Origin of the sequence: Streptomyces sp. NPDC046909, from assembly GCF_040644695.1 — a bacterium.
In the GTDB taxonomy this organism is placed as follows: domain Bacteria; phylum Actinomycetota; class Actinomycetes; order Streptomycetales; family Streptomycetaceae; genus Streptomyces.
The window spans coordinates 61,380-87,939 of the sequence record NZ_JBEYXC010000017.1 but is presented as its reverse complement, the minus strand read 5'-3'; the positions used below and the strand labels follow the sequence as shown (position 1 = coordinate 87,939).

Annotated in this window: 25 protein-coding genes; 1 reads left to right on the top strand and 24 read right to left on the bottom strand. The window is 69.4% G+C overall.

All coding sequences use genetic code 11. From position 1 onward, the window contains the following. Positions 1 to 28: 28 nt before the first annotated feature. From ABZ928_RS41265 to ABZ928_RS41245, 5 genes are all read right to left on the bottom strand, one after another. Positions 29 to 943: an NUDIX hydrolase gene (locus ABZ928_RS41265; RefSeq protein WP_361530852.1), complete on the bottom strand. Its 915-nt coding sequence runs from the start codon at positions 941 to 943 to the stop codon at positions 29 to 31. 127 nt (positions 944 to 1,070) lie between these two features. Then, positions 1,071 to 1,544 carry a hypothetical protein gene (locus ABZ928_RS41260; protein WP_361530849.1) on the bottom strand — a complete coding sequence of 158 codons (474 nt, stop codon included), beginning with the start codon at positions 1,542 to 1,544 and terminating at the stop codon, positions 1,071 to 1,073. A gap of 99 nt (positions 1,545 to 1,643) precedes the next feature. Then, positions 1,644 to 3,542, bottom strand: a complete 1,899-nt coding sequence (locus ABZ928_RS41255; RefSeq protein WP_361530846.1) for an ATP-binding cassette domain-containing protein — start codon at positions 3,540 to 3,542, stop codon at positions 1,644 to 1,646. Positions 3,543 to 3,603: 61 nt separating this feature from the next. Beyond that, complete coding sequence (locus ABZ928_RS41250; protein ID WP_361530843.1) at positions 3,604 to 4,491, bottom strand: aminoglycoside phosphotransferase family protein; 888 nt, start codon at positions 4,489 to 4,491, stop codon at positions 3,604 to 3,606. 851 nt (positions 4,492 to 5,342) lie between these two features. Then, entirely contained in the window at positions 5,343 to 6,263 is a 921-nt protein-coding gene (locus ABZ928_RS41245) for a hypothetical protein (RefSeq protein WP_361530840.1), read from the bottom strand. Between the two features lie 246 nt (positions 6,264 to 6,509). On the opposite strand from ABZ928_RS41245, the gene ABZ928_RS41240 reads away from it, so the two are divergent. Beyond that, positions 6,510 to 6,983 (top strand): hypothetical protein, encoded by a 474-nt coding sequence (locus ABZ928_RS41240; protein ID WP_361530837.1) that lies wholly within the window; start codon positions 6,510 to 6,512, stop codon positions 6,981 to 6,983. Between the two features lie 99 nt (positions 6,984 to 7,082). On the opposite strand, the gene ABZ928_RS41235 is transcribed toward ABZ928_RS41240, so the two are convergent. The 19 genes from ABZ928_RS41235 to ABZ928_RS41145 form a co-directional block, all read right to left on the bottom strand. Beyond that, positions 7,083 to 8,303: an acyl-CoA dehydrogenase gene (locus ABZ928_RS41235; protein ID WP_361530834.1), complete on the bottom strand. Its 1,221-nt coding sequence runs from the start codon at positions 8,301 to 8,303 to the stop codon at positions 7,083 to 7,085. Between the two features lie 67 nt (positions 8,304 to 8,370). After that, a complete protein-coding gene (locus ABZ928_RS41230; protein ID WP_361530831.1) occupies positions 8,371 to 8,928 on the bottom strand; it encodes a GAF domain-containing protein in 558 nt (185 codons plus the stop codon). Continuing rightward, on the bottom strand, positions 8,925 to 9,527 hold the full coding sequence (locus ABZ928_RS41225; protein WP_361531247.1) for an ATP/GTP-binding protein: 603 nt from the start codon (positions 9,525 to 9,527) through the stop codon (positions 8,925 to 8,927). Before ABZ928_RS41225 ends, ABZ928_RS41230 begins: the two co-directional genes overlap by 4 nt. Beyond that, complete coding sequence (locus ABZ928_RS41220; RefSeq protein WP_361531244.1) at positions 9,511 to 9,915, bottom strand: DUF742 domain-containing protein; 405 nt, start codon at positions 9,913 to 9,915, stop codon at positions 9,511 to 9,513. The genes ABZ928_RS41225 and ABZ928_RS41220 overlap by 17 nt, the downstream gene beginning before the upstream one ends. Further along, positions 9,902 to 10,405, bottom strand: a complete 504-nt coding sequence (locus tag ABZ928_RS41215) for a roadblock/LC7 domain-containing protein (RefSeq protein WP_361530828.1) — start codon at positions 10,403 to 10,405, stop codon at positions 9,902 to 9,904. The genes ABZ928_RS41220 and ABZ928_RS41215 overlap by 14 nt, the downstream gene beginning before the upstream one ends. Before the next feature lie 81 nt (positions 10,406 to 10,486). Beyond that, positions 10,487 to 11,809 carry an ATP-binding protein gene (locus ABZ928_RS41210; protein WP_361530825.1) on the bottom strand — a complete coding sequence of 441 codons (1,323 nt, stop codon included), beginning with the start codon at positions 11,807 to 11,809 and terminating at the stop codon, positions 10,487 to 10,489. Positions 11,810 to 12,349: 540 nt separating this feature from the next. Further along, positions 12,350 to 12,544 (bottom strand): hypothetical protein, encoded by a 195-nt coding sequence (locus ABZ928_RS41205; protein ID WP_361530822.1) that lies wholly within the window; start codon positions 12,542 to 12,544, stop codon positions 12,350 to 12,352. Between the two features lie 383 nt (positions 12,545 to 12,927). After that, positions 12,928 to 14,106 carry a hypothetical protein gene (locus tag ABZ928_RS41200; RefSeq protein ID WP_361530819.1) on the bottom strand — a complete coding sequence of 393 codons (1,179 nt, stop codon included), beginning with the start codon at positions 14,104 to 14,106 and terminating at the stop codon, positions 12,928 to 12,930. Beyond that, positions 14,103 to 15,104, bottom strand: a complete 1,002-nt coding sequence (locus ABZ928_RS41195) for a thiopeptide-type bacteriocin biosynthesis protein (protein WP_361530816.1) — start codon at positions 15,102 to 15,104, stop codon at positions 14,103 to 14,105. Before ABZ928_RS41195 ends, ABZ928_RS41200 begins: the two co-directional genes overlap by 4 nt. After that, positions 15,086 to 16,309, bottom strand: coding sequence for a lanthionine synthetase C family protein (locus ABZ928_RS41190; protein ID WP_361530813.1), 1,224 nt, complete (start codon positions 16,307 to 16,309; stop codon positions 15,086 to 15,088). The genes ABZ928_RS41195 and ABZ928_RS41190 overlap by 19 nt, the downstream gene beginning before the upstream one ends. Next, positions 16,306 to 19,359 carry a lantibiotic dehydratase gene (locus ABZ928_RS41185; RefSeq protein ID WP_361530810.1) on the bottom strand — a complete coding sequence of 1,018 codons (3,054 nt, stop codon included), beginning with the start codon at positions 19,357 to 19,359 and terminating at the stop codon, positions 16,306 to 16,308. The genes ABZ928_RS41190 and ABZ928_RS41185 overlap by 4 nt, the downstream gene beginning before the upstream one ends. Before the next feature lie 89 nt (positions 19,360 to 19,448). Then, positions 19,449 to 19,655 carry an FxLD family lanthipeptide gene (locus ABZ928_RS41180; protein ID WP_361530807.1) on the bottom strand — a complete coding sequence of 69 codons (207 nt, stop codon included), beginning with the start codon at positions 19,653 to 19,655 and terminating at the stop codon, positions 19,449 to 19,451. A gap of 57 nt (positions 19,656 to 19,712) precedes the next feature. Continuing rightward, the gene (gene fxlM, locus ABZ928_RS41175) at positions 19,713 to 20,936 is read right to left on the bottom strand and encodes a methyltransferase, FxLD system (protein ID WP_361530804.1); all 1,224 of its coding nucleotides are present in this window, start codon (positions 20,934 to 20,936) and stop codon (positions 19,713 to 19,715) included. A 105-nt stretch (positions 20,937 to 21,041) separates the two neighbouring features. Next, complete coding sequence (locus ABZ928_RS41170) at positions 21,042 to 21,698, bottom strand: hypothetical protein (RefSeq protein ID WP_361530801.1); 657 nt, start codon at positions 21,696 to 21,698, stop codon at positions 21,042 to 21,044. Between the two features lie 8 nt (positions 21,699 to 21,706). Then, positions 21,707 to 22,438, bottom strand: a complete 732-nt coding sequence (locus ABZ928_RS41165) for a hypothetical protein (protein WP_361530798.1) — start codon at positions 22,436 to 22,438, stop codon at positions 21,707 to 21,709. A gap of 270 nt (positions 22,439 to 22,708) precedes the next feature. Beyond that, a complete protein-coding gene (locus ABZ928_RS41160; RefSeq protein WP_361530795.1) occupies positions 22,709 to 23,551 on the bottom strand; it encodes an SAM-dependent methyltransferase in 843 nt (280 codons plus the stop codon). Continuing rightward, on the bottom strand, positions 23,541 to 24,518 hold the full coding sequence (locus tag ABZ928_RS41155; protein WP_361530792.1) for a methyltransferase: 978 nt from the start codon (positions 24,516 to 24,518) through the stop codon (positions 23,541 to 23,543). Before ABZ928_RS41155 ends, ABZ928_RS41160 begins: the two co-directional genes overlap by 11 nt. Before the next feature lie 194 nt (positions 24,519 to 24,712). Then, positions 24,713 to 25,210, bottom strand: coding sequence for a helix-turn-helix transcriptional regulator (locus tag ABZ928_RS41150; protein WP_361530789.1), 498 nt, complete (start codon positions 25,208 to 25,210; stop codon positions 24,713 to 24,715). 279 nt (positions 25,211 to 25,489) lie between these two features. Beyond that, a complete protein-coding gene (locus ABZ928_RS41145) occupies positions 25,490 to 26,326 on the bottom strand; it encodes a DUF6415 family natural product biosynthesis protein (protein ID WP_361530786.1) in 837 nt (278 codons plus the stop codon). Between the last annotated feature and the right edge of the window lie 234 nt (positions 26,327 to 26,560).

The window sequence follows — 26,560 nt, the reverse complement described above, 5'->3', positions numbered from 1 at the left end:
AGGACGGTGAGAAGGACAGGGGGCGGGGTCAGGTCCAGCCGAGTTCGCTGTAACGGCCGCCCTGTTGGATGCAGTCGACAGCGACCCGGGTATAGGTGACGGTCGCCTCGGGCAGTGCGTTGATCGGCCACCAGCCCCAGCTGACGCACTTGTCCTTCTCCTTCACCTCCGGCTCGCCATGCCACCGGTGGGCGCGGAAGACCAGCTGGATACGGGGCTGGCCGCCGGGCGCATCCACGAGATGCACGGTGTGCACGAGCTCGACATCCTCGGCGCTGATCACCAGACCGGCCTCCTCCCATGCCTCCCGGACCAGACAGGCGGTGGCGGACTCCTGCTCGCAGTGCCCGGCCAGGAAGTGGTGCTGCAGCGGCGCGTAGGCGGAGTCGGGGTGGCGCAGCCCGAGGAGGATCTCGCCGTCCCGTTCCAGATACAGGTGGACGCCGATCACGACCGGCACGGTCCTCGTGTCGCGACTGCGGACACGGAGCACCGGCAGAGCCTCACCGGCGCGGGGCCGGGCACGCGGTGCGGTGCGGTGGTGGTCGAGGACGGCCGTGGTCCCCGGGGCCATGGTCAGACACGGGATCTGCGCCGGATCGGTCCAGCGCAGCATGACCCCCTCGGTGAGCGGCAGCAGCGCGGGATCGCCGTTCCAGCAGCCGACGTACACCTGGACGCGGCTGACGGGTTTGTCGTCGGCGTCGGTGTGCTCGACGATGGCGAACGGGGCCAGCCCGGGGATGTCCAGGCCGGCCTCTTCGCGCAGTTCGCGGGTGATCGCCTCATCCAGGCTCTCACCAGCTTCGGGATGGCCGCCGGGCAGCGACCACTGTCCGGCGGCGGCGATGGCCTTGTTCGCGTCCCGCAGGTGGAGCAGAAAGTACCCGTCATCGTTGACGAGCAGTGCCGCCGTGGTGGTGGCGAGCGCCGGTGCGGTCACAGAAGATCCTCCATCCGTATGGCGAGCAAGAGGCCACGCCTTCGTGCAGGCCAGTCACTGGGGAAACCGAGGGCGGGGTCGGGTCGCGAGCGGGCAGGCGCGCATCCTGGTGGCGGGCGTGACGCCGCTACAGCGGGTGCGTGACGGCGGTGACCCGGCCGACGATGGTGGCGTGCTCCGTCACCGGCCGGTCGGGGTCGGGCTGCGTGTCGTGCTCCACGGTCAGCTGGGCGCCGTTGAGCAGGGCGTGGCCGAGGCGTGGTCCGAGCATGATCTGCAGGACGTACGCCGTCCCGGAGGCGTCCTCGGTGGGCGTGGGCGTAAGGAAGTGGCACGCGGCCGTCGGGAGGTCGTGCGCAGGCTCGGGCGGCTCGGTGTCGAGCGCTATCCGACACGTACGGGGACGCTTTGGATCAAGCGTGAGATGTCCCAGCTCTACGAGGCGTTCCAGGTGGTACTTGACGGTGGAGGTGCTGCTCACCCCGATCGCGTCGCCGATCTCACGGTACGAGGGCGGGAATCCGCGGCGTGCGGTCGAGTCCTTGATGAAGGTGAGGACCTGCTCTTGCCGCAGCCGCAGGGGGATGTCTCTAGCTGACATGGGATGGAGTCGTCCTTGGCTGTTCGGGCTTGATGAAGCAACGGAGTTACAGCGGAACCGAAGTGCGGGTGCCGCCCTTGGTAGGGCGGCACCCTTGGGTTACCGGTCCTGGGAGCAGGCAAGTAGTCGGGCGAATTCGCCGCCTCCCGCGGCAAGTTCCTCGTAGCCGCCCTGTTCGGTGATGCGGCCTCCTTCCATCACGATGATCCGGTTCGCGATCTTGGTATTGATGAGCGTGTGGGTAACCACGATGGTGATGCGGTCGGCGGCGATGGTCTTGATCTGCTGGAGGAGGGCGTGTTCGCCGCGGGGGTCCATCTGGCTGGTCGGCTCGTCCAGGATCAGCAGGTCGGGGCTGCGGTACAGGGCCCGCGCGCACGCCAGACGCTGCCACTGCCCGCCGGACAGCTCGGTGCCACCCCACAACTCCCTGGCCAGCAAGGTGACCAGGCCGCGCGGCAGGTCCTCGACGACCGTGCGCAGGCCGACCGCCTCCAGGGCCTGCCAGACCAGCGCATCATCGTGACTTCGCGGCTGTCCGAGGGTGACGTTGTCGCGGACGCTCAGGGGCCACTGCGCGAAGTGCTGCGGCACCAGCGCGGATCGCTCCCACAGCCGGTCCGGGTCAAGGTCGGCGAGGCTGTGGCCGTTCCAGGAGACCTGGCCCTTGTCCGCCAGGAAGATCCCGGCAAGCAGCCGGGTCAGCGTGGACTTCCCCGAGCCGTTCTCACCGACCACGGCAAGGATCTCCCCGCGCCGCACGGTCAGCGACACACCGGCCACTGCCGGAGTCTCCTTGCCCGGGTAGCAGTAGACAGCCTCGTCCAAGCGGACCTCCTCCACCGGCCCGGAGAGCGCCAACTCGCCGCGCCTGGGCGCCCGTTCGTCGGCGAAAGCGAGGAACGCCTCCAGGTCGGCGAGGTAGAGCGCGGTGTGGAACATCGCCGCCCCGTAGATGACCAGCTGGCCCAAGGCGGCGAGCGTCGTCTGCACGGCGACCACCGCGGTGGCGGCGATCGCCGGCGCAATTCGCCCGGTGGCAGCCAGCCACGCCAGCGCCGACCAGGTGCCCAGGAGGAAGACGCCACCGATGGCCGAACTGGACAGCGCGACCCGCAGCATCCGGGGAGCGACGTCCACGATCCGCTGGTCGATGCGGTCCGAGATCGCCCGGTGCCAGTACTCCAGGTAGCCGGACATGCTGTTGGCTCGGATCTCGTCGGTGTATTTCGTACTGACGAGCCATCCCCGCATGTTCTGACGCACGTTGCGGTCGGCCACGTTGGCGTAGTGCGTCTCGTACTGCAGCCGGGCGTGCCGGATGGCGCCCACAGCGGCCGGGACTACGGCGAGCAGGAGCAGCGGCAGCATCGCCGGGTGCAGCACGGACAGCACCCCACTCGCGCTGACCATGCGGACCACGGCGGCCGTGAACCGGGTGGCGTCCTGCACCATCACGTGACCGCGCACCACCCCCATCTCCGCCGCTTCCTGCCGGTCGGCGAAGCCGTCCTCGGCGCGCGCAGCGGCCTCCACCCGGCACACCGCCGCCACCAGTCGGCTGTCCTCCGCCGTCGTCAGCCGGGGCGTGATCCGGCCGTCCGCATACGACGACAGCGCGCTTGCGATCCGTCCCACCGCTGCCGCGGCGCCGATGACCCACAGCGCGGGCAGCGCCTCGTGCAGCCGCTCGGCCACCGGACCGTTCGCCAGGATCGCGCGCATCGCCCGCGCCGTGGACGTGAGCAGGATGACCGCGGCGGCGCCGATGGCCAGCTGGCAGCCGGCCAGCAGCAGCACGGCCCGGCGGTCGATGGCCCACGCCATCCGCGCGGTCTGCGTCAGCACCCCGGGCAGCCGCCGGCACATCGCCCCGAACGTGGCATCGGCGAGCGGATTCTTCCCGAACCTCCCGCCGTAACGGATCTCGGCCGGCGGCGGAGGCGCTACCTTGGACGGCCGGGGCAATGGCGCCTGGTCGGTCGCGTCGGTACTCACCGGCGCCTCCCGCTGTCCGGGGCGACACGGCACCTGCCGCAGCCGCGTGGGACGAGGTCGATCATGCGTGCGCCTCCCGCATCAGCCGGTCCAGGAGGCGGCGCCCGCGCTCCGCCGCCGCAGTCTGCCCGCGTGCCGCGCCCCTGAGCGAGAACGTCGCTGCGTGCAGGGCCGTCAGGCAGGCCAGTGCGTGTTTTTCCTCGTCACTAAGGCGTCGGCCGTAGCCGGCCAGGAACGCCGACCTCAGCCGCGGCTCCTCGGCCCAAGCCCCACACGCCATCAGCACGAAGTCCTCCACGACCGCCGCGAACCGGGCGTACCCGAAGCCGGTAAACGCCATCGGCTGCCGGGGCCCGGACCACATCCACTGGTCCGCCTCGGCGTTGCCGTGGATATAGCCGAGCGGGAGCCGGTCCAGGAGCCGGAGTTCGGCTGCGCGGACCATCACGAGTTTGCGCTGCTCCGCAGACAGGTGTTCCCCGGCGGCCTCCACGTACTGCTCGGCGCGGTCGGCGGCCCGCCGCAGCGACGTGGACGCCTGTTGGTGCGTCGACCGGGTCAGCTTTCCGGCCTGGTGCAGCAGGGCGAGCAGGGCTCCGGCCTTGCGGTAGGCCGTCTCCAGCGCGGAGCCGCTCAGTTGGAGCCGGGACAGTGCGGTGCCGGGCACGGCGGTCACGATCAGCGCAAGGTGCTGGGCAGAGGTCGCCGCCAGCCCGGGTGCTCGGCCGGCACCGAGACGCGGCACGGCATGGCGGTAGGCGAACGTGGCCCGGGTGAACGACGCGGGGCTGGCGGCGAGTTTCACGAAGAAGCGGTCCCCGCCGTCGTGACGGGTCACTTCCCACACCCGGGGCGAGTAGTTGCCGGAGGCGTCGTCAACGGTGAGGGAGCCCAGTGAGGAGCGGGCCCAGTCCAGGACGGGCGCTGGAAGTGTGGTCGGCTCGGTCATGCCCCCCACCCCGGCGCGCGACGTGACGGATCCGCCCCGGCGGCAACAGCGTCAACACCGTGCACCGCAAGCACACTGCGGGACGTCGTGTGCCAGGCAGGCTGTTCGAACACAGGAGATGCGGCGGCGGTGGCGGGGACGGGATTCATGACAACCTCCTGCGGTTGGTCGGATGGCATCGGTGCCTGAAGAACGTGCCTGATCAAGAAGCCGTCACGGGTGCATGGGGGCGACTTGTCGGACGAAAGTTCGAGCACGGTGGCGCTGCCCTTGGTGTCGTTGGGTGATACGGCTGTGATCCGGCGTTCGACTCCAGGTGTAGTGCGTCATCACCTGATCGAGGGATTGCTGTTGAAGGTGAGCACGGTGATCGGCGCCTCCGCCGCTGCGCGGTGGCCAGCGGTCTGCGGAGGGCAGCTGTGCACCGCTGTGGTGCGGCGGACCGGTCTGCCGCACCGCGGCTCGCGCGCCTGGACCGCGCCGCCACCGGTCGTGCGAGCCCCTGTGGTTCGAAAGCCGTGGGATGACAGCGGAGATCAGCCGGGGCTCCTTGTCCTGCTGGGTGCTCAGTGCGCTTCCCGTCGGGGCCACCGTCGTGCTCCACGTTGGCCAACACCAGCCGCACGATTCGTTGGCCGTAGGACGACTTCGACGGGGCATGGGAGGACGGGCGGGCGATGCGCATGCGGTGTCCTTTACATGGTGGAGGAACGGATCAGGTGCCTGGTGCACGGAGCGAGCAGGCGAGAGTGAGCAGCCCTCGCGCGCGCTTCCGGGCGGGACGTGGACGTCACCGGCGGCGCTCCCGCACTGGAAGGACCCGGCGAGGACGGTGGCACAGGGCAAGTTCTTCATCCCGGCGGCGCCTGCGTGCTGTCGACCGGAGCAGCCCTGGGCCCCGGCAGCAGAACCGAAAGGGCACGTAGGACATCCACGAGATCCGCGTCCGTCTCTGGCTCTGCCCGCGAGGTCGCGTGCCACAGGTCCTCGACGGCGGCAAGGATGGCGAAGTCGCCCAGCAGCCCGCGCTCCAGCTCGTCCAGGGGACGGCCATATCCTCGGGCGAAGGCGTCCTGCAGAGCGGGCCGGTCGCTCCACAGCACCGACGGCCGGGCGAAGTCGACGACAGCGGCCATCATCTGCGAGCGGGCGAACCCGGTCAGGGCCAGGGACTGCGTCGCAGGCTGCCACCGCCAGACGCCGAATCCGAAGGATCCGTGGCAGAAGGCGCCGGGCAGTTGTGGCAGGGCCTCCCGCAGGGGCATCAGCCGGCGCCGGATGCCCTCACGGTGCCCGGCCATTTCGGGGACCTGGATCCGGTCCAGTACACGGTCGATGTAGTCGACGTAGCGCAGGGTGGTCTCGGCAGCCTGGGTCTGCCGGTCGCGGGTCCCGACCGTGCTCTCGTGCAGGACGCGCAGCATCTGCCCGGCCTGCTCGTGCACGGATTCCCTCAGGTGAAGACCCCTGTCCGGGGCGTGGTCCACCCGCTCGCCACGTGGCTCCCGTGTCAGCAGCGCCCGCAGGCTGGCATCGAAGCCGACGAGGCGTGGCGCTCGCCCGGCGCCCAGTCGGCCGACGGCATGCCGGTGCGCGGAGACCTCGCGCTGGAGGTCGCCGTGCGTTCGGGGAACTCGCAGCTCGATGATCCCCTCTGGCGAGGACATGCGCCAAGAACGGGCTCCGGAACCGTCGTTGGGCAGTTCCCACGTCGGATGAAGTCCCACATGGTTGGTGACCCAGGTGGCCAACTCCGCAGGGATCGGGGCCATGCCTCCTCGTGCTCTGGCATGTGGTGTCCTGCTGTGGCCTGACCCGACCGGGGCGGATACCGGGACGGCCTCGGCATCGATGCCGGGGTTCTGGAGGGCGGAGTCCGTCAACGGCTGCGGAGGTGCTCCATGGAGCAGTGCGTCTGTGCCCGTCCAAGTGACGTGGAACGGAGGAAGCTCGGACAGTGGCTGGCGGGGAAAGCGCGGAGAGACGGCGTGGCAGGTCACTGCCTCCACCAGCACGGCGTGAGCGGCGAGCTGGCACCGATTGTCGGCGCCGAACGCGAAGGCGAGCCGCGCGATCGCCTTGTGCACAGAGTGGCCGCCGCACTGGAAGCGGGCTGCGATACGGGACTCGCTCACCCCGGCCGCCACGAGATCGAGGACGTCCTGGTCGTCCTCGTCCACGTGGGGACGGCTGCCTGGCAGGCTGGGGAGGTGGTCGCGGGTGACCAGACCGTACACGGCGCCGAGGGCGGCGAGATGGGCCCTGTTGTTCGCATCGAGCACGCGACGCAGCTGTCGCGTGCGCGCGTCGGTCTTCGGCACAGTGCTGAAGGTGTCCGCAGCGATGTCGGCGCGGCGCCGCCCGGCCGCGATCAGACGGAGGATCGTCAGATCCGCCTCTTCCAGGAGAACCGGCGCGGCGCCGACAGGCGGTGCTTCGGTCGTGGCATCGGTCGCATCAGCAGACGGGGTGTTGACGTTTTCGCAGATTAGAGTCATGAGGTTCGCTGTCGGGCACTCTCGGTACGGAAAGAAGGCACGTGCGGTGAGGGAAGCCGGCCCGCCCGCGACGCAGGCGCGGACGGAACGGCGCTACTGGGCCGGGCGGAAGAGCGAGGTCTTCGCCGCGAGCCGCTCGGACCACTGCACGGGCGGGGGGCCGAATTCGGTTTCGGCCAGACGCTGACGCTGGACCTCACCGGTCCCGGCGGGCGCGTTCATGTGCTGGAGATCCCGCCACAACCGCTGCAGCGGATAGTCGACGCGCAGGGCGTGGGCGCCGTGCAGACGCATGGCAGCTTGACCGGATTCGACCGCCCATTCGTCGTTCAGGAGCTTGGAGTTGATGAGTTCGGCATCGCACGACTGCCCCTGGTCCAGCATGACGGTGGCCTGGTGGGCGAGCGCGCGCGCAGCCATCAGCCGGGACTTCATATCGGCGACCGGGACACGGAGGACTGGAAGGTCTGACAGGGTGCCGCCGTAGCGTTCGCGCTCGCTGAGGAAGGTCGTCGTGCACGCCAGGGTCGCTTCGTGGATGCCGAGGGCCACTGCGGCGAGGTTGGGGCGGCCGTAGAGGATGCTGCTGCTGTAGGCGATGTCCTTGCCGTCGCCTACTTCGCCGATCACGTTGGCCTCGGGTATTCGCACGCCATCGAAGGTGAGCTGGCCGAAGCTGAAACCGTGCAGGCCGAGGGCGGGTCGGTGGCGTTCGACGGTCAGGCCCTTGCGGTCCTTTTCGACGAGGAAGGCGGTCAGGGAGCGGGAGCCGGCCTCGTCGGCGGGGGCGGTGCGGGCCACGACGCAGTGGACGTCCGCGATGTGGCTGTTGCCGATGTGGACCTTGCTGCCGTCGATGATCCAGTCGCTGCCGTCGCGGCGGGCGGTGGTCTCCATGCCCAGGACATGACTGCCTGCCTTGTCCTCGGTTACCGCGATCGACAACAGCGAGTCCCCGGATGCGATCTGGGGCAGCAGCAGGGCCTTCTGCTCGTTGCTGCCGAAGTGGATGATCATCGATACGGGCAGCTGGCTGGCCTGCAAGAGAGCTCCGGCCGCGCCGGAAGCGCGCGCCATGCTCTGGATCATGAGGGTCTTGGCAAGGTGGCCGGCGTGCATGCCGCCGTACTGGCGGGGGATCGTGACGCCGAACCAGCCCTGCTCGGCCATGAGCCCGGGCAGCTCGCTTTCAACGGTGTGCGGGGAGGATTCCATGTGCTGGACTCGGGGGGCGACTTCCTCAGCGGCGAACTCGTCGAAGTCCTGGACCAGAGCGTCGTAGTCGGGTGTGAGGTCTGCAGTCGTGGACGACATCGTGGGCATCGTTGTCTCCCCCTCGGGGTGGTGGTCGCGGGTGGTGCGGCCGGGCGCGCGGGTGCTGCTAGTGCGGTGAGGTCCGCAAGGCGAGGTCGTCCATGAGGAGGCCCCCGTACTGGCCCATGAGTTGCCAGTGCTGCCGGGAGGTGGAGCGATCATGAGGTTCCGGGCCGATGAGGCAGATCGTGCCCCGCACCTGATTGGTGTGCTGGTCGATGAGGGGGGCGCCGGCGTACCAACGGACACCGAACTCATCGATGACCGGGTTGGAGGCGAAGTCGGCGTAGGCGAGGGTGTCGTGCAGGACGAAGGGCTGCCTCAGCGTGGCGACGTGCGGGCAGAAGCCGTGGGTGTAGGGCATGCTGCGGCCGAGCAGGGGCAGGTCGCTTCCGGTCGGATTGGCCACGCCCACGAACACCTGCTCATGTGGACCGAACCAGTTGACGATGCCGTACGGGGCACCTGCCGCATCCGCCAGCATCCTGGCGAAGGCGTCGAAGGCGCCCATGGGTGGGGAGGCCGGGTCGAAATGGTCCGGCAACTGTGCCTGCCAGTCCTGAGCTTGGCCCTGATCGAGCAGAGATGAGGGCTGACCGGCCGTGAGGCCGGGTGCGTTGTTCACAGCGGGGCTCCTTGGAGTTGGTTCCGGTGAGCGTGCGTGCCGGCGAGTGCGTATTTGATGACGTGGCGCAGCACGCTGACCACGGAGGGGGTATGGCGGGCGTCGCAGAGCAACACCGGAATGTCGGTGTGGAGTTCGAGGGCGTCCCGGACCTCTTCCGGGGTGTAGCGGTGGGCCCCGTCGAATTCGTTGACCGCGACCATGAAGGGCGTGGCGCGTGTCTCGAAGTAGTCGACCGCAGGCCAGCAGTCCTGGAGCCTGCGAGTGTCGGCGAGAACGACCGCGGCGGTGGCTCCCCGGCTCAGTTCATCCCACATGAAGAAGAAGCGGTCCTGACCGGGAGTGCCGAACAGCATCAGGACCACGTGGGCCGGCGAGACGAACGTACGGCGACCGAAGTCCATGGCCACGGTGGTGCCCGTCTTGCCGGACAGGAGGGATACGTCGTCGACGCCCTCGGACGCCGTCGTCATCAGCGCCTCGGTGCGCAACGGTGCGATCTCCGAGATGGCTCCGATGAACGTTGTCTTGCCGACGCCGAACCCTCCAGCCACGACGATCTTCAACGTAGCGGGAGCCGCGCTAGCGTGCGGCGGCAGGCTCGACGGGGAGATTACGGAGTCCCTCAAGGACGGCCTCCATGACTGAGGTGGCGGCCGGGGCACTGGAGCCCGACACCACACGTGTAAGCGCACCGGCATCGATGAGCTGAGACAGGACGACTTTGGTGATCTGAAGAGGGACCTCGATCAGGGCGGCGATCTCGGCCACCGAGGTCGGCTGCCCTCGACACACCTCGATGGCGCGCTGGGTCTCCGGCCCGAGCGTGATGACCGACCCGATGTCCTCGGCCACCAGCATCGTCTGAACCTCCAGCCGATGAGTGGGGACGCTCTGGCCGCCGGTCAGGACGTAAAGACCGGGAACCTCGGCGTCCTCACTGGTCCACGCCGGACCGTTGAAATCCGTCATCTCACTGGCCGGCACCGGCAAGGGCTCCGCTGCCACGGGCCGGGGTACTCAGGCGTTCCCCCAACCGCCGGATGGTCTGCACCATTTCGTAGGCGACCGAGCCCTCGTCCGCCTCCGACTTGATCCAGACCCCCAGCACAGCCTCGACGCGGGAAGGGTCGCTGTCCGGGCTCAGCGACACCTCCGCCGGCACGCCGCGCCCGGCACGCATCACGATCAAGGAGAAGGTCCTGTGCTTCAACAGGACCTGCTCCAGATCCCGCCCTGTGCTGCCGTCGAGTTCGGCAACGCCGTGGGCCACGCCGTGCATCCCGGAGATCACCGCGGCAACCCGGTCGGCCTTGGTCTCTGCAGTCTTCTGGTCGTCGTCCAGGCCCGCGTAGGCCATCATCAGGCCGTCCTGCGATGCCAGGACTACCCCGACCACATGGGGCAGAGTGATCAGGGGCTCGAACAGCCAGCCCAGGGCCTGGCCTTGCCGACCCGTGTGCGTCCCATCAGCCATCGAAATCTCCGAATCTCCGTACTGGGTACGGTCGGTGCCCCGGAATACCGGGCGCGGTGCGTAAGGAATCGAGGCAGCGGGTCACTGGCCCGCCGGCCCGTTCGGCGCTCCTGGAACGTGCGGAGACGGCACGTCGATCTGCCAGTCCTCCTCCGCCTGTCGGGTCGCGCCGGTGATGTTGGAAACGAAGTCCGCCTGAGGCGGGGCCGACGGTGCCGCAGCGGTCTCGTCGGCCCCGCCGCCGTGACGTGACGGCTGCTGCGTCGGACGTCTCGGAAGAACGGGCCGCGCGTCAGGCGAAGTGCCGAGAGCAGCTGCGGGCCTGCGGGCAGCCGGGATCGGGGCCCGGTCCACGGCACCCGGCACCGGGGCCCGCCCTGACCCCGCCGGAATGGAGCTCCCCGTCGCCCCGCCCCTCGGCCGCGGACCGCTCGCGGCTTGCGGCACGGCGCCCTGATGGACAGCGGCGCGGGCGGACGGCCCCGGGACGCCGGCAGCCCTACGCTCAGGTCCCGCACGGTGGGGCAGCTTCTTGTCTTCCGGCTGCTCCAGCAGGTTGTGCGGTATCACGACGAGCGCGGTCGTACCACCGGTGATGTTCCTGCTGAGCTGGACTCGGATGTTGTACCGGCGGGCGAGTCGGGCGACCACCAGCAGCCCGACCCGACGCTGCCGCAACCGCTCGGCGAGGTCCGACGCCTGCGGGTCGGCCAGCAAGCGGTTGGACTCGTGCAACACCGCGTCGGTCAGACCCCAGCCCCGGTCCTCGATCTCCACGGCCAGCCCCGCGGCCACCGGCTGCACCCGCATGAACACCTTCGTCTCCGGCGCCGAGCACGCCGTCGCGTTCTCGGTGAGCTCGGACAGAATGTGGATCACGTCGGGACCGGCGACGCCAGGAACCTGCCACGTCACGCCCGGCAGCGGGATACGCACGCGCGCATACCTCTCGATCTCTCCGGCCGCCCCGCGCAACACGTCGAGCACCGGAACCGCGCGGGTGACCGTCCGCGACTGCGCGCCGCCCAGGACCGCCAGACGGCTCCCGGACCGGCGGATGCGCCGGAGCAGATTGGCCAGATCGAACAGGGTGTGCAGCTCGTCGGGATCCGACACCTTCTCCGTGCGTTCCGTGACAACGCTCAGGGCACGCACGACCAGGTTCTGCAAGCCGCCCGCAAGATAGACAAGCGTCGATGCCAGCTCGCCCTGCTTCCGACCCACCAAGGCCACCCAGGCCGCTTCGTGTGCCCCGATCAGCGCAGCCTCCAGCTCGTGCCACGGATCGTCCGGCACCTGGGCGGCCTTGGCCGGCCCGAGATCGGGGGAGGAGGGCGGCTCGCCACGATCGAGCTGCTCCAGCAACACGGTGATGCTCTTCTGGCCTTCCTCGGCGAGGGCCATGTACCGCTGAAGCCAACTGTGCACTCTGTCGTGGTACGTGCTGCGCTGCCGCTCCAGCTCAGTCGCCATCCTCATGCCCCAGCGATCGATTACGACGATCGCTCCACCGCAGCCCAGCACGGCTGCCGGAATCAACCAGGCTGCCGGAACGCCTCCGTGAGCGTGCGCCGTCCAGGCCGAGCACACCACCACGGCTGAGAGAAGGGGCCCAAGCGCCATCAGCCGCAGACGAAGCCGCAACCCCTTCTCCGTGGCGAGGGGCGCAACGCCACGCGCGCGCCGTCGCTGGCTGCGACGGTGGCCATTTGGGCGCGGGCATGACAGATCAGACATTGGTGACCTCGTGGGACCTGGTCCTGGCAGGGGAGAGGGAACGGCTGGCAGGGATCGGGTGAGCAGCACGCCGGCGCGGCGCGCGGGAACCATCGAGCGCACGCGGGGAGTTGGACAGGGATGGCCGCCGGAACGTGGGCACCAGACCACAGCCGACGGGGGAGGCGGCATATGGTCCGGGCCCGCATGAGTGCCCCGACGGCCGGTCTATAGGCGGATCTCGCTGATCATCTCGGCCGCACTCTGTACAGCGCGGCTGATGGACGGGGCGAACGAGCTGTCGTGGAGGTAGAACCCGAGGAGTATGGCCGCTACTGCGTGGCCGGCCTTGAGACCGCCTTTGCGGATCAGCAGCCACACCACGACGGCCAGCAAAATAACCAGAGAGACAGTAATGCTCACGGAATTGGGTTTCTGCAGGGTGAATGCATCCGGGGCGACTCGCGTTGCCCATGGCGTCGGCCGCAATGACCCGAGTGGTAGCGGGACTTGAAGTGTCAGCGTGCCTGAAGGGCGGCCTGGCGACCGCATTGGCGCGGGCGCGGCCGAGGCGGGCCGTCATACCGGCTAAGGCGGGAAACAGGGCGGGCATGATGTCCTCCGGGGGCGCAGACTTGTCGTCTCGCGTCATGTCCGTGACGCCCGCGGGTGACCGTTTCCGGCCTTCGTTGATTTTACAGGTAGACCAGGGAAGTAATGCATGTTCTCAGGTCAGAACTCTGTGAAAAATGCATGGTGCACACGGGCGTTGGCACCCAGATCGGGAAATTCCGCTTCTCTGCGCCTCAGGGGGCGCCTGGCTGTCTTGCATGTGTCGATACCCCTCCTCCCTCCTCGGTGAGGCACTGAGTGAGGCTCGCCTCAGCCGTGCTGACAGCCCGCATCATCGTGGACAGTACGGATTCCGGCAGGGTGCCCCGGCCGAGGCCGCCGTCGTGGACGATTGCCTCCAGCTCGTGGCGTGAGCGCTCGTTGGCCGGTGCAGCGGGATGGCGGAGGATTTCGCGTGCTGCGTACGCGTCGCGCGCCAGTGTGGTGTCGCTGACGATCACGTCGCACATGGGGCGCGCGAGGGTTTCACAGCCTTCCGGCGCCAGGTCCATCGCCGCCAAGGCCAGCCGCACCCGGAACATACGCAGGTGGGGCGGGGCCGTCTTCAGGACCTCCTGCACGGCGAGTGCCGTAGCGGCGAACCCTTTTGCTGTAGCGCGGCCGGCAAGGCGATCGGCGTAGTGGCGGAGGACCTGTGCGACGGCTTCCTCCCACGGCTCCGTGATCGTGGCCTTGTCGATCAGGGAGGTGGCCGTGTCCAGGGCGTCCGTGTGCAGGTTCGCCACGATGCGGGCTTGCCTGCTTCCGTACAGTCGCTCGGGATGCTCGTCGTAGGCGGTCGCGTGTTCGGCCGCCTCATGCCATTGGCCGGCGGCGACCAGGAGCCGGGTGCCGTCGTCGAGCAGAAGGTCGTGGAGCCAGGGCTGGATGTGGTCCAGGGCGGCGTCGGTGGTGAAGCCGGTGAGGTCGATGGCCTGTTCGTGGACGGTCACGCTGCCGCCGTCGCGGGCGGCGCGGTGCACGCTCATGAGTTGCTGAAAGGCGGCCTGCGGGTTGCCCGTTCGGGCGGTCAGCCGTACGAGGTTGACGATGGGCTGGAGGCTGGCGATGGCCGTGTCCCCGGTGACGGGCCATGCGGCCTGGAAGAGACGGAGCTGACGCAGGCAGAGGTCTGTCGCCAGGTCGGTCAGCCCGCAGTCGGAGGCGATCAGTGCGGACAGGTTCCAGGTGGCGCATGCGAGGTTGATCCGGTCGCGGAGCGGTCCGTCCTGCCCCGACTTCTCTGCGCAGGAGCGGACTTCGTCGAGCCGGGCGGCGAAGCTGGGGTAGACGAGGTGGGATCGGCTGACCAGCGGGAACCGCCTGGAGAGCCGACGGAGCCGTGCCTGCGGGTGCTGCGGCGGCGCGGTCACGACATGGGCCTTTCCACGAGGTCGGCGGGATGCAGGATCGCGGTATGTGCCGCGTGAGCGAGCACGCTCTGGGTGCGAGTGGGCAGGCCGAGCCGGTTCCAGTGGAAGATCACGTGGTAGGAGATGACCTCGCGCAGGCCGCGGTCGAGGGCTCCGTCCCGGGCGGCTGCGCCGAGGTCTCTTCCGGCCTGCCGAAACGCGCTCACCCAGTCGGCGGCGGACTTGAGGGTGCGGTCCGACTGGAGCATGGGGCCAGAGGGGCTGGTGTCCGCGATGAGCAGTTGCCGGAGGCTGTCGGCCATGGCGTGGACTTTGGCGGCCGGTACATCTGAGGGAAGAGGACGTTCCCGGCCAACGCGGTGCCAGACGTCTCCTTGCTCGTACCACTCCAGTCCGGCGCCGCGCATCAGGGTGGCGCACAACAGCAGCGACAACTCCCGGCGGCCCAGCTCGCCATGAGGTGTGGTGAGGATGGCGTGGCTGTCGGCGTGGAACAGGGCATGGGCGATGTTCATGCCGGTGTCGCCGCCGAACGCCGCGGTCTCGGACTCGTAGATGCCGGTCCACCAGCGGTGGACTGGCCCGGCGGCCGTGAGTTCGTCGAGTATGTTCGGCAGGGCGAGGGGGAGCTGAGTCCCGTAGGCCGGGAGCAGCCGCATCCGCCAGCACGGGTGCTTACGGATGAACCACCACCCGGTGATCAGGCCGTCCTGTTGAGCCAGGTCCAGGATGGGGGCGAGGCGGTCGGCGGCGGTCTGCTCGGCCTTGGCCCAGTCGGTGAACTGGATGTACAGCTGACGCCATGCCAGGGGTCCCGCCTGTTGGGCGAGGGCCTGTTGCCCGGCCTGCTGGTAGACGGCGACGGCGGCGTCCAGGTCGGTGGGCTCAAGTCCGGCGCGGGCTGCTGCGGTGTCCGTGTCGGTGCCGGCCAGCACGTCCAGCACGGCGTGCAGGGTCGCTTCCAGGCGGGAGGGGCGGTTCAGTCGATCAGTAGGCATGCGTCCCATCCCGAGGTCGGTGCAGCGTCGTGGGCTGCAGTGGTCAGGGCGAGAGCGGTGCCCGCGTCGCCTTGCAGGAGGCCGGGGTCGCCGCCCGGACGGGCGTGCCGGGTCAGTGCGGCGGCCAGGTCGGGCAGGGCGGCGCGCAGAGCGGGGGCGGCAGCGTCGTGGGCGGCGCGGAAGGCGGTCTGGTAGACGCCCGCCCAGCCGTGGCACAGGCCGGCGTCGGTGATCTTGGACAGCTGATCGGGATCTGTCAGACAACGGACCAGGGTGTCCTCGTACAGGCGCTGGCGAGCCGGGTCGCGGCGGGCGAGGGCGGCGAGCTGTCCGGCGCGGGCGATGCCGGGGGTGCCGTAGCACCAGCTGGGTCGTGCCGGGCCGCGCTGGTCGGGACGGCCGGCACGGAGTTCACCGAGGCAGATGTGCTCGGGCCACCAGAATCCGGCGGGGCCGTCCTGCCGCCACCTATCGAGCCAGTCAAGGATGGTGTCGATGGCCTCTTCCTGTCCGTCGACCTTCACGTCTTGGCGCAGCGCGTGGGAAAGGAGCAGCAGCGGGCCGGTGATGCCGTGGGCGGCGCCAAAGTTGGCGTGGCCGGCGGAGACGGTGGACGGAGTGAGGTCGGGCTGGTGATCGACCCACCAGCCGGGCAGCACGCCCTGGTCACCGTGGCGGATAGGGCGGGTGAGCTGTACGAGGTAGGCGAGGACGCGTGCCATCGCGGTGCTGGACGGGGACCGGCGCAGCAGGTACGCGCCGATGCCGGTCAACCCGTAGAAGATGTCGTACTCGTGGAAGTTGGCCGGACGCCCGCAGCGCATGCGGGTGCGCGCCGCGTCGCATTTGCGGTGGGCGAGTTGAGCCACGTGGTGGTCCAGAGTTGCCAGCGCGTCCTTGTACCGGGGTGCCTCGGCGGTGGCGGCGCAGTCGAGCATGAATCCGGCAGCGGGCGCCCCCAGGTACAGGCCGCTGGTGTCGCCGGCGCTGACGGTGGTGGCGACGGCGTTCTTGATCCACGGGCGTGCGTGCTGCCAGGTGCCGTCTCCGGTACGGGCGCGCTCGATGTGCAGGAGCGCGGATCCTGCGGCGCCGGCGGCCAGGTCCTGTGCCGCCCAGGGCTGGTCTTCGGGCGGTGGGGCGGGCGTGGCCAGGTGGCGGGCGAAGCCGTCCGCCAGCAGGGCGGGACTGGTTGTGGTGGTCACGGCTGCCGCTCCCGGTGTCGCAGTGCGCAGGCCCGGGCGAGTCGGCCGGTGGCGCGTTCGTGCTCGGGGTCGACGGGCAGTGCCCGGCGGCAGTGCTCGTCGAGCAGCACCCGCAGAACCCTGTCGGCGGCGGGCCGATTGGCCACCTGCTGCCGGTAGGCGGCCAGAGCGGCGGCCCGCTGCTCCCAGGCGGCGACGACTTCGGGCCCGCCCGGAAGAGCGTTCAGGGCGTTGTGCCCGGGATCGGCCAGGGCCAGGGCCAGGGCGCCGCGCTCCCGGGATATCGGGCCGCGTTCCTGAGGCAGGGCGTGGGGTAGCCAGTCGGCCGCCTCGTTCGTGTCGCCGGTGAAGTGCACCGTCAGGTCGAACATGCTTGCCGCGGTCAGGGCCTGCCCAGTAGCGGCGTCCCCACCAGCGGCGCGGATCTGCGCTACGGCTGCGGCAGAGTCCATAGCGAACACCCGCTGAGCCGCCTCCAGTGCGGGGCCGTGCCCGTACAGGCCGGTCTGCGGTGAGTGGGCGGCCAACTCCATGCAAGAGGACAGGTGTTGTCGGCCGAGGTCTTCGGCCCAGGCGGTGACGTGCTGGGCGGTGGGGCCGAAATCGGCTGGATCGCCGACGCACAGGTACAGCTCCAGGTACTGGTCTCCATCCGGGCGACCGTGGTCGCGGTGGCGCCTGAACCACCACGGCGGCGGGGTGGCGAACCGGCTGAGCAGCGTGGGCAGATGGCCGGTCAGGATCTCGTCGTAGCGCTGGGGGTGCGCGAACAGCCGGGCGCACACGACGGCGGACTGACGGGGCATCGCATGAGGGCCGGAGGAGACTCGGGTCAGGAGCGTCGTGTGGGCGTCGGGGGTGGAGTTCGCCAGTGGGATCAGGAGCTCGTGGGGGCGGCCGATCCAGGCCCAGTCCTGCGGGGTGGTGCTTTCGCGGAGTTCGACGGTGCGGTTGCGGTCCACGCCGGCGCGCAGCAGGGCGCGGTGAATGTGCTGGTCGAGGTCGAGGGGCAGCTGCTGGCCGTCCTCGACAAGGGCGAGGCGTGCGGGGACACGGAGTCGTTCGCGCCACCGGTCAAGCGCCGTGTCCCAGTCCGACATCGGGGCGGAGCGGCCGGGCAGGTCCTGGTCGGACAGCAGCCAGCGGGCCGGGGCGAGGATCGTCCGCTTGTAGCGCACCCGGGGCAGGTAGGGCATGGTGGCGGCGACGCCGAAGGTGAACTTCCGGTAGGCAGCGCTGCGGGCGGTGGTGATCTCCGCAAGGAACCGGGCGAGCGGCGGCGTGTGGACGGAGGCTTCCAGCGCGTGCGGGACGCGCGGCTCGACATGCTGCCCGGTCGATAGGCGGACGAGACAGAAGCGGCGGTCATCGGCCGTCACTGCGAGATCGTCGAGCGGGATGACGCCCGACCCCGCCTCGTGGTGCTGGCCGAGGGGGATGACCTGCGGGAGGACCTGCAGAGTGCGGGAGACGTTCTCGTTGCGCCGCCGCCGCGGAGCGAAGGACAGCTGGGCGGCGACTGCCCCGGGACTCGCGATCGCGTACGAGTCGGTGAGCGCGGTCTGAGCGGAGGGCGGGAGCAGGTGCGCGAACCGGCCCAGCATGCTGCTGCCGGGGCGGGGAGCTCCGGTGACCAACAGCCGGTAATCGCCATCCCGTACGGCGTCCAGGGACGGGGCGTGGATCTCCACGGCGATCTCTGCCCGGGGCAGGGGCAGCAGCGGTTCGGCGTGGCCGGCGGTCAGGTCGGTGATCGTCGCCCGAGTGAGGACCAGCTCACTCCTCCCGGCCAGGATCGTCTCCTGGAGCAGACGCAGGACCTTCTCGTCCCGGTCGGTGACCTGATACGGCGGCCGGGCGCGCTCGGAGCCCAGGAAGCCAGCGGGCAGGCCGAGGCCGCTGTCGGCGACCAGGTCCAGAACGGGCACGACGGCCCCGGCGCCGTACCGGTCGAGGAAGCGCTGGTGATAGTCGCGCCATTGCGGATACCCGTACGGATGGGGTGACAGCTGGTGCATGACCCCGGCGGCTTCGGCGGCTTCGTCCAGCAGGGCCTCCGGGATGCGGACGGTGCAGTCCAAGGCGGCATCGACCAGCAGAGGGACGCGGCCGGTGGCGCTCACGCGATGCATGCTCTGCGCCAGCCGTCCCCCGGGTATCCAGGGGTTAACGGTGTCCGGGTGGGCCAAGGTGCTCTGGATCGCTGCGAGTTGGCCGGTCAGCTTGGCGAGGCCGGGGATGTGGGCGGCGTCTGCTTTCTCCAACTCGTCGCAGAGGTGGGCGAGGGTGTCGAGCGACGTCATCGGGGGCCACAGACTGCTGATCAGGATGTGCTTGCCGAGCAGGTCGCCGATCAGGCCGGTGACCTGGTCGGGGCGCGCGCCGGGGAACTGTTCGGCCAGCCGCTGCACGAGCAGGTCGTAAGGGATCGGGGTACGGGCCGCCTCCAGCACAGCGGCCACTGGCCGGGTGCGGCGCACCGACAACTCGACGGGCGCGTACCCAGGGGTGTGCGCGTCGGTGGGCATCCCCTCCACTACGTGTCGGTTGCCGCGTGTGCGGCCGGTGTTGTTAGCGACGACGGTCAGCCGGGCCAGGAGTTCGGGGCTGGCTTCCAAGCGGGTGATGACGTCCGTCAGCCAGTCGGCATCGGGCCGAAGAACCGTCCGGTACCCGTCTCCCCACTGAACGCCGGGGGACGCGGCCGGTTGCGCGGGGGCGACGCCGGCGAAGACCCCGAACGGGGTGGGCCGGTGGTTCCAGCGCAGGAGGTAGGCCGCCATAGACCGTACCGCTCGCCGGATACGGCGGGCGTCGGTGAGGCGGCCGTTGAGGATGTCGGTGACACGCTGGCACAGGATGGGGCTGGCTGCGGACAGGGCCTCGGGCAGCGGGTCGTGCCATACCTCGGCCAGCCACTGTCGCCCCTGGGTGAGGATGGTGCTGTCGTGCAGGTCGAGGTCCGGCACCGCAATCGGTTGGGCGGCGGTGGAGGCGCGCAGCAGCATGCCAGGCTGCCACTGATAGGCGATGGGTGAGGCGTGGGCCACCGGTGCCCCTTTCCTGGTGGGGGTGCGCGGACGGGGTGCCGGGGCGACAGCGGTGATCGGCTGCCGCCCCGACGGAGGAGAAGGGGTTGTCAGGCGGCGTCCTCGATGGAGGACTGGCAGGCGCTGGCCCCGTTCACGCAGGTGTTGCCGCAGCCGTCGCTGGTGGGGCACATGAGGACGGTGAAGGGGCTCTCGGAGATGACGACCTTGATGTCGAGCTCGAAGTCGTCGTCGGCGAGTCCGTCGGCCGGAAGCTCGGCCGGGGCGGTGGGGTGGTCGAGTACGGCAGTGGTCATGTGATCACTCTCTTTGTCCGGTGGGATGCTGCAGAACGCCCTGGCCTGTGCCGCAGTTCAGACGGTCGGCCAGGAGATCGAAATCCGGCTGTGTCGTTTGTCGATGATCCGGTCGCCGGTGATCCGGTCATCGGGTGTGCCCGCCGGGTAGACGGCGACGTGCGGGCCGTCAGCGCCGCGGACCTTTTCGCTCCAGGTGCGGAAGATGTCGGCGATTCGCTCGGCGAATTCGGCCGCGTCGGGCCCGAAGGCGTGGATGCCGTACTCTGCGGTCTTCCTCTCGGTGTCGCGGCGCACGACGGTGTAGGCGAAGTTCGGCCCGTCGATGGCGACCATGGACCAGCTGTTGCCCGTGGGGCCGATCTTGCCGCTGGCCTGATCGGGCTTGGTGGACATGAAGGAGAACGTGGGGACCTGTGTGGACAGGTACATCTGGAGGCTGCCGATGGGCTCCTGGCTGGCGACGGTCACCCCGGTCCACGTCTCGGCGCGGGCGCTGTTCAGGACGCCGTCCAGTAGAGAGGGGTTGGCGGGCAGGCCCTCGTCGAAGCGCAGCGTGGCGCCCTCTTCTCCGGGGATCTGCATGACCTGCTGTGTGTGGCTACCGGCGCCTTGCGCCGCGACGAAACCGCACACGTGGGCGCTGGTGGCGACGAGGTGGTCAGCCTGCCGGATGAACTCGTACGTGCGGGTCAGGCCGTTGACGCGCAGCGGCACGACGAGTCGGCCGTTGTTCTTGAGCTGGTCGATCCAAGCGGGCGGGATGTCCCAGGCGCCGACCGTCACCACGATCGCGTCGTAGGGGGCGTGTTCGGGGACGCCGTTCTCGGCGTCGGCGACGACGACGTTGACGCTCGTGTAGCCGGTCTCGGTGAGGAAGCGCCGGGCGCGGTCGGCGGGCGAGGGGTCGATGTCGACGGTGGTGACCTGACCGGTGGGCCCGACCAGCTCCGCGAGGTAGGCGGCGTTCGGCCCGTTGGTGCCGATCTCCAGCACGTTGTCGCCCGGGCGGATCCCGGCCTGCTCCAGCTGCATTGCCTGGATCTGCGGAGCCGACACCGAGCTGGTGTGGTTACCGTGCTCATCCTCCTGTGTGATCACGGCGTCGTACGTGCTGTACGCGTCGCTGAGCGGCGCCTCGGGCACGGCCAGGTGCCGGGGCACCTTGCGCATGGCGGCCTCGACCGCGGGCGACACGATTGTGCCGTCCTCCTTGAGCTGGTCGACGACCTTGTTGCGGAGCCGGGTGGCCTCGTCGGGAGTCTCGGTCACATCGGTCATAGAGGGGGTTCCTTACGGGGGGCTTCGTGCGCTTCGCCTCCGGCGGCGGCGCCAACTGCAGGGTCGTTCGGCGATGGATGCCGGCTGTCGGACGCCGGCTGTTGTTCAGCGCCCCAGGGGCAGCTCCTGAATCCGTTCGAAGGTGTAGGTGTGGCGGTCGGGATGCTGGGTTTCCATCACCAGCCACACAGACGTGACGCGCACGGTCACGTGATGGCGGGCGTGGCGCAGCAGGGCTGAGGCGAGGGCGTCTGCCCGGTCCATCTGGTTGAGGTAGTGGGTGTCGACCTTCCCGTAGGCGGCCGACATGTGGGGGAAGTACATTTCGGTGGCCTCGGGCAGGACCAGGCCGGCGTTCGCCAGGCCGGCTCGGACTCGCAGATTCAGGTGCAGCGGCGGGTTCGAGGGGGCGTCATGGGGCCAGACGCGGGCGAGGACGGCGCTGCGGCTGAGCGCGACCGGTCCGATGTCGATTGTGAACGGCTCCTGCTCGGCCAGATCTACCCGAAGAGCTTCGGTAGTGTCCTTGAGCTGCCGGGGACCGACGCGCTCATCGGCGTAGTCATGTGACAAGGCGCCCTGGATAGTCCAGTGCAGGTCGTCGTCGGTGACCGGGGCCACGATGTCCTCGTACGGGGCGAGGACGTCTCGTACCTGCCGGAAGTAGTCGATCACCTCGACCGGTGGCAGCCACAGCACATGCGGGCGGACGCTGTCCTCGGCGGGAGCGCCTTCGGCACGCCATCGTCGGCCGGTACTCATGAACGCCCTCATGCTGCTGCCGCCTCCAACCTATACAGAGCCCCGACGCCAAGCCCGTAGTGGGTGGTGTGTGCGCGAGTGGTGGCGGCGACGTTCTCCGTGACGCGGAGGGTGTTGATGCGTCGGCGACCGAAGTCGTCGGGCTTGCCCTTGGCGTCGACCCAGTGCCCGCACGACCACTGCCACCGCGTGTCCAGGACTGCGGCGGGATCGTGCAGCCCGCCGGGCTTGCGCCGCAGGAACTCCCCGGCTCGCCAGTCCGTGACCTTCGGCGCATCGGCGTCTTTGGGGTCGAAGATGACCTGGTAGCGCAGCTTGCGGTGATCACGGCCCAGGTAGGGATCGGGGTCGTAGTACGAGCCGTCTGGGCGGCGGTCGCCGCTGATCGAGTTCCAGTTGGCCGGGACCCCGCCGACCACGTCCGGCTCCTGGAACAGAGAGAGCACGCGGTGGGGCTCCTGAAGCCGTCGCTCCGGCCGGAAGGGGGTGGTGTGGTACGAGCACCAGCGGGTGGGCGCCGGGATGCCGGTATGGAAGCCGGCCATGACCAGGGCGTGCCAGAAGTCGTTGCTGCTTTCGTACGCGCGCAGGCTGCCCGGTACCGGTTCGACGTTCGGCGTCCACAGCAGTACGACGTGGCTGCGGCGGCGCGCGCCGAAGCCTGCGAGCAGTGCGGCGGATACGAACTCGACATGTGGCTTATCGTCCCCGCGCCGCTGCGAGTCTCTCGGCCCGTTCACCGCCGACCTGCCAGACGGGGGCGAGGCCGATTTTGGCTCGCGTCCGTGTAGCAGGGCGTGGTGCTGGCCCATGGCCCCCAACAGGGGTTTACGGGAACGCGTGGGAACCCACGGGTGTTGGGCATGAGGATCTCCGGGGTGCAGACGTGACGTCCAGCGTCAGTGACCGCGACGCCCGGGTGCCCGTTTCCGGACATGATCAAGTCTATCGGGGGAACGCCCCGGCGGCGTAGGGGCACCGCTCGGAATGCGCCAGACGCCGTGCGCAGCTCAGTCATGCACGGCCTCCTTCCGGGCCATGCCCGCGTACGACGCGGCCTGCTGCGGGACTGGATACTGAAGTGCCATCGCTTGGGGCTCGGCTAGTCCCGGAGGAACCAGCTGCCAGGCGTCGAACAGCGAAGTGATCTGCTCCCTCGTCCGCGGGTAGTGCGGGCAGCCGGCGGCCGTCATGGCCTGGGCGGCGTTGAGGGCGGGTTCCCTGTCGAAGTCGGCCGTGGCATGGGTGACGACGAGGGCACTGCCAAAGGCAGCGGCCTCCTTGTAGGGGTTGACGAGCACCGGCAGGGGGCGATCCGGTGTGTCGTCGATGTGCTGGAGCACGCCTCCGAACAGCAGGATGACCGGTTCGCGCCAGTTGATCGTCGCCATCTCCGGCGACGCCAGCACGGCGTCGGGGTCGCGGATATCGGCACACACGTGTGCGAAGGAGGCCGGCGCGCTGGCCTTCAACAGGGCGTTGGTGTGGGCGTGGACCAGTACGTCGTTGTCGATACAGACGGCGCGCACGTCCCGATGCACCCGGGCGATGACGTCCACAGGGTTAGGGGAGTGCGGCATTCCGCAGCCGAAGTCGACCAACTGCCGGATGCCGGCGATGGCTAGGGCCTGCACCATCAGCAGCACATACATGCGCTCGTGGCGGACGGCGTTCTCCAGGAACGGCATTTCGCCGGTGACCTGGAGGGCCACCTCCCGGTCTGAGGCGTAGTTGTCCCGCCCGCCAAGCAGGTAGTTGTGGATTCGGGCTCTCGACGGCCCGGACAGCGAGTTGACCTGCTTCCCGCCCAGCGAGTCGGGACGGGCCAGGAGCATCGGGTGGTCAGCGCGCATGACGCTCCTTCCCGCCGCTGGACCCGTCGAGGTCGGGCAGCTGCCACGACGGGCCGTCGGGAGCGCCGAGCCACAGCGTGTGCTCGGTCTTGGTGACCGTCATACCCAGCTGTCCGAGCTTCGGCTCCCCGGCCGCATGCCACTGTGCGAGTGCGTTGAACAAGACGGTGCCGAGGTCACGCGGCCCCCACTCGTAGATGCTGCCAGGGTCCCAGAGGAAGATCACTGCCCGCGATGCCTGATGGTCATGGATGCGGAGACGGTCGGCGACATCCCCCTCAAGCTGCGCGGCCCCCCGCACCAGCTCCATCTGAAGATCGGGCTGGAGGAGGCCGGAGAACAGCCGTGCGGCGGGCCACAGGGGTGCCCGCGTCGTACCCGGCGCCGCCGAGGTGCGCGGGGACTTCTGCGGCTCGACACGTGTCCCGACGCCGGGGCGCTGCTCGCGCAGCCACAACGCCTGCACCGCCGGGCCGGTAAGGAAGCGGCCGCTGGCTGACAGCCCGTCCCGCGCCACCTGCAGCGTGAGCAGCGTGCTGGAGCCGCTGAGACCGGTACGCACCGGCAGACACAACTGGCCACCGGGACGTACGAGGGTGACCCACTGCCAGGGAACACGCTGCACAGCGCGATGGGACAGGAGTCCGCCAAACGACCCCACCGGCCCCAGCACTCCGCCCTCTGCCCTGCTCACCACCTCTACCTGCGGGTAGTGCTCCAGGTGTTGCCGTGCGATATCGGCGAGGCGGTCTGTGTCGGCGAGCGTGACGACCCGACCACCCTGAAGATGGTGGGCCAGCAAGGCGGCCGTCCACCCGCAGTCCGTACCGATCTCGGCAACGGCGGTCATTGCTTTCGCGGGAGCGAGGGCCGCCAGGCGCGCTACGGCGTCCGGGACGCTCGGGAGCGCGCCGGTGACCAGGCCGGGACCGCCCTCCTGACCATCGTCCACATCGAAGACGACCATCTCGTCGCGGTGGACGAACTTCCCCCACTCCCCAGAGTTCTTCGTCCGATCTACCCGACGCCAACGGCCACCGCGGTGCGTACGGATCACGGAGGGCACGAAGTCCTGGCGGCGGTCACAGGAGAACGCGTCCCCAGTATGCCGGCGGACGCCACCAGCGCACGGCTGCAGACTGCCTGCCCCGGTACCGGCGTTCATGCCGAACCTGCCATGGCAGCGATGTCGCGGCTGCCCTCGGCACCGGCCGCAGTACCAAGAAAGCCGAGCTGCCAGCCACGCGTGATCGCGTGCGCGGCCGAGGAAGCGCCCAGCCCTCGCAGCATGCGCCGCGCGTCCTTGCGGACGTCGGACAACGGACGCTGCTCGTCGGCCGCCATCTCCTCGACGGTCCTGCCGCCCGCCAGCCTGTCGAGGACCGCGCGCTGTTCGGTAGGAAGTTGGACTTTGCTGTCCACGGGGGAGGGGGTGTCCAAGTGGTGGTGGCGGTAGGCGAGGTTCACCATGGCGGCGCGTTCGAGGGTCCCAAGCTTCCCGCCAATCCGGATGAGGTACGTCTTGACAGTGCTCTCGGACACGCCCATGTCGGCTGCCGTCTCCGCGGTCGTCTTTCCCCGGGCGATGCCCAATAGGGCCTCCCGCTCCTGGGCTGAAAGCGATGGCGTGAGGGTCCCGTCCGGGGCCGGCATGGTCATGCTCCTTCGGTGGTTTGGTGTGACACGGTCTTCGAGAGGCGGGCTCCGGATCTGGTCCTGGCGGGGAGCTACGGTCCGGCGCAGAGCTGCATGACGAGCACGGTCAGGACCCAGACAGTGGGCACGCTGATAGCGGCGGCGAGGCAGAGGGCACCCCAGTGCCTGCGGGCTTCCCGTAAGCCACGTCGCATGCGCCCCGGAGAATGCTCCTCCGGGCGTGTGGTCGGCGTGGGTGGAGAGGCAGCAGGGCTGTGAACGCGAGCGGAGTAAGCAGCGAGATCAGACCGAGGCATGCCGCTCCCCGCTCTGCTCGCGGTACTGCTCCGCGTACTGCAGCAGTACCTCCACGTGGACAGCGAGACGGAACGCGTGCTCACTCGCTGCGACGAGGCCCTCTCCCACGGGGGCGTCGCGTGCTTCCTGGGCGCGTTCAATCGCCCCGCAACACGTGATCTGCGCAGGGCTCTCGGTGGCAAGGAATTCCGAATAGATCGTGACGTACGGGACGAGTGCTGTGATGTGGCCGCTGAGGGCATGCGTGACCGCTGCAAGGGTGCGGGGATGCGGGTAAACCCGGGCCTGCTTCCACGACTTCGCCGTACGGCTGGCTTCACGAATGCGCGTCGAGTCGAAGCCAGCGGGCACCGTCAGGGCCCGGGGCCCGGTAGCTTCGTGACGGCCATCGTTGTCAGGAAGCGATGTGAGCAACTCCCGAACGGCCTTGTCCATGTCCCGGTGTAACGCCGCCGCGCGCACGGCGTCCCCCGGAATCTCCACACCAAGCAGGGCCCGCACCCGCACGACCAGTTCGCTCTGGTCGGAGGCTCGGTCGCCCTCATGTGCGGGACGTGCTGCCCCGAGGAGCGTCATTAGGTACCCGCGCATGAGGAGTATCTGGTTGTAGCGCTCGTCTGGGTCCTCGCTGAGGGAGGCATCGGGAGCAAGGGACTGTTCGGTCACGTCACGGCGACAGCCCGTTTGCGATGCGAGAAACGCTGGTTCAGAGGCAAAAGTCGCCAGAACAGCATCTGAGTTGCTGGGGAGTTCATGTAATGGTCCGTCGAGCCAGGACAAGCTGACTGCTTGTTCAGCGCAGATCTTGGCGATCGCGGTCACGCAGTGGGGCATTGGGGCAACTCCATTGTCTGGATCTGAAGTCGGCGAGGGTCGAAGCTCTGCCTCGGCGGTTCCCGCGGAGGAGCCGCCGAGGCTGTTCGAGCCGCCGCTCGCCGACAAGGGCGGTTCGTTCAGATGAGACACGGCGCGGCGTGCTACATGGGCATCGTCCAAGTGGTGTGGAGACACCGGTACCGCCTCGCGGGACCCGGTCAGGACGTCCTGGGACGTCCC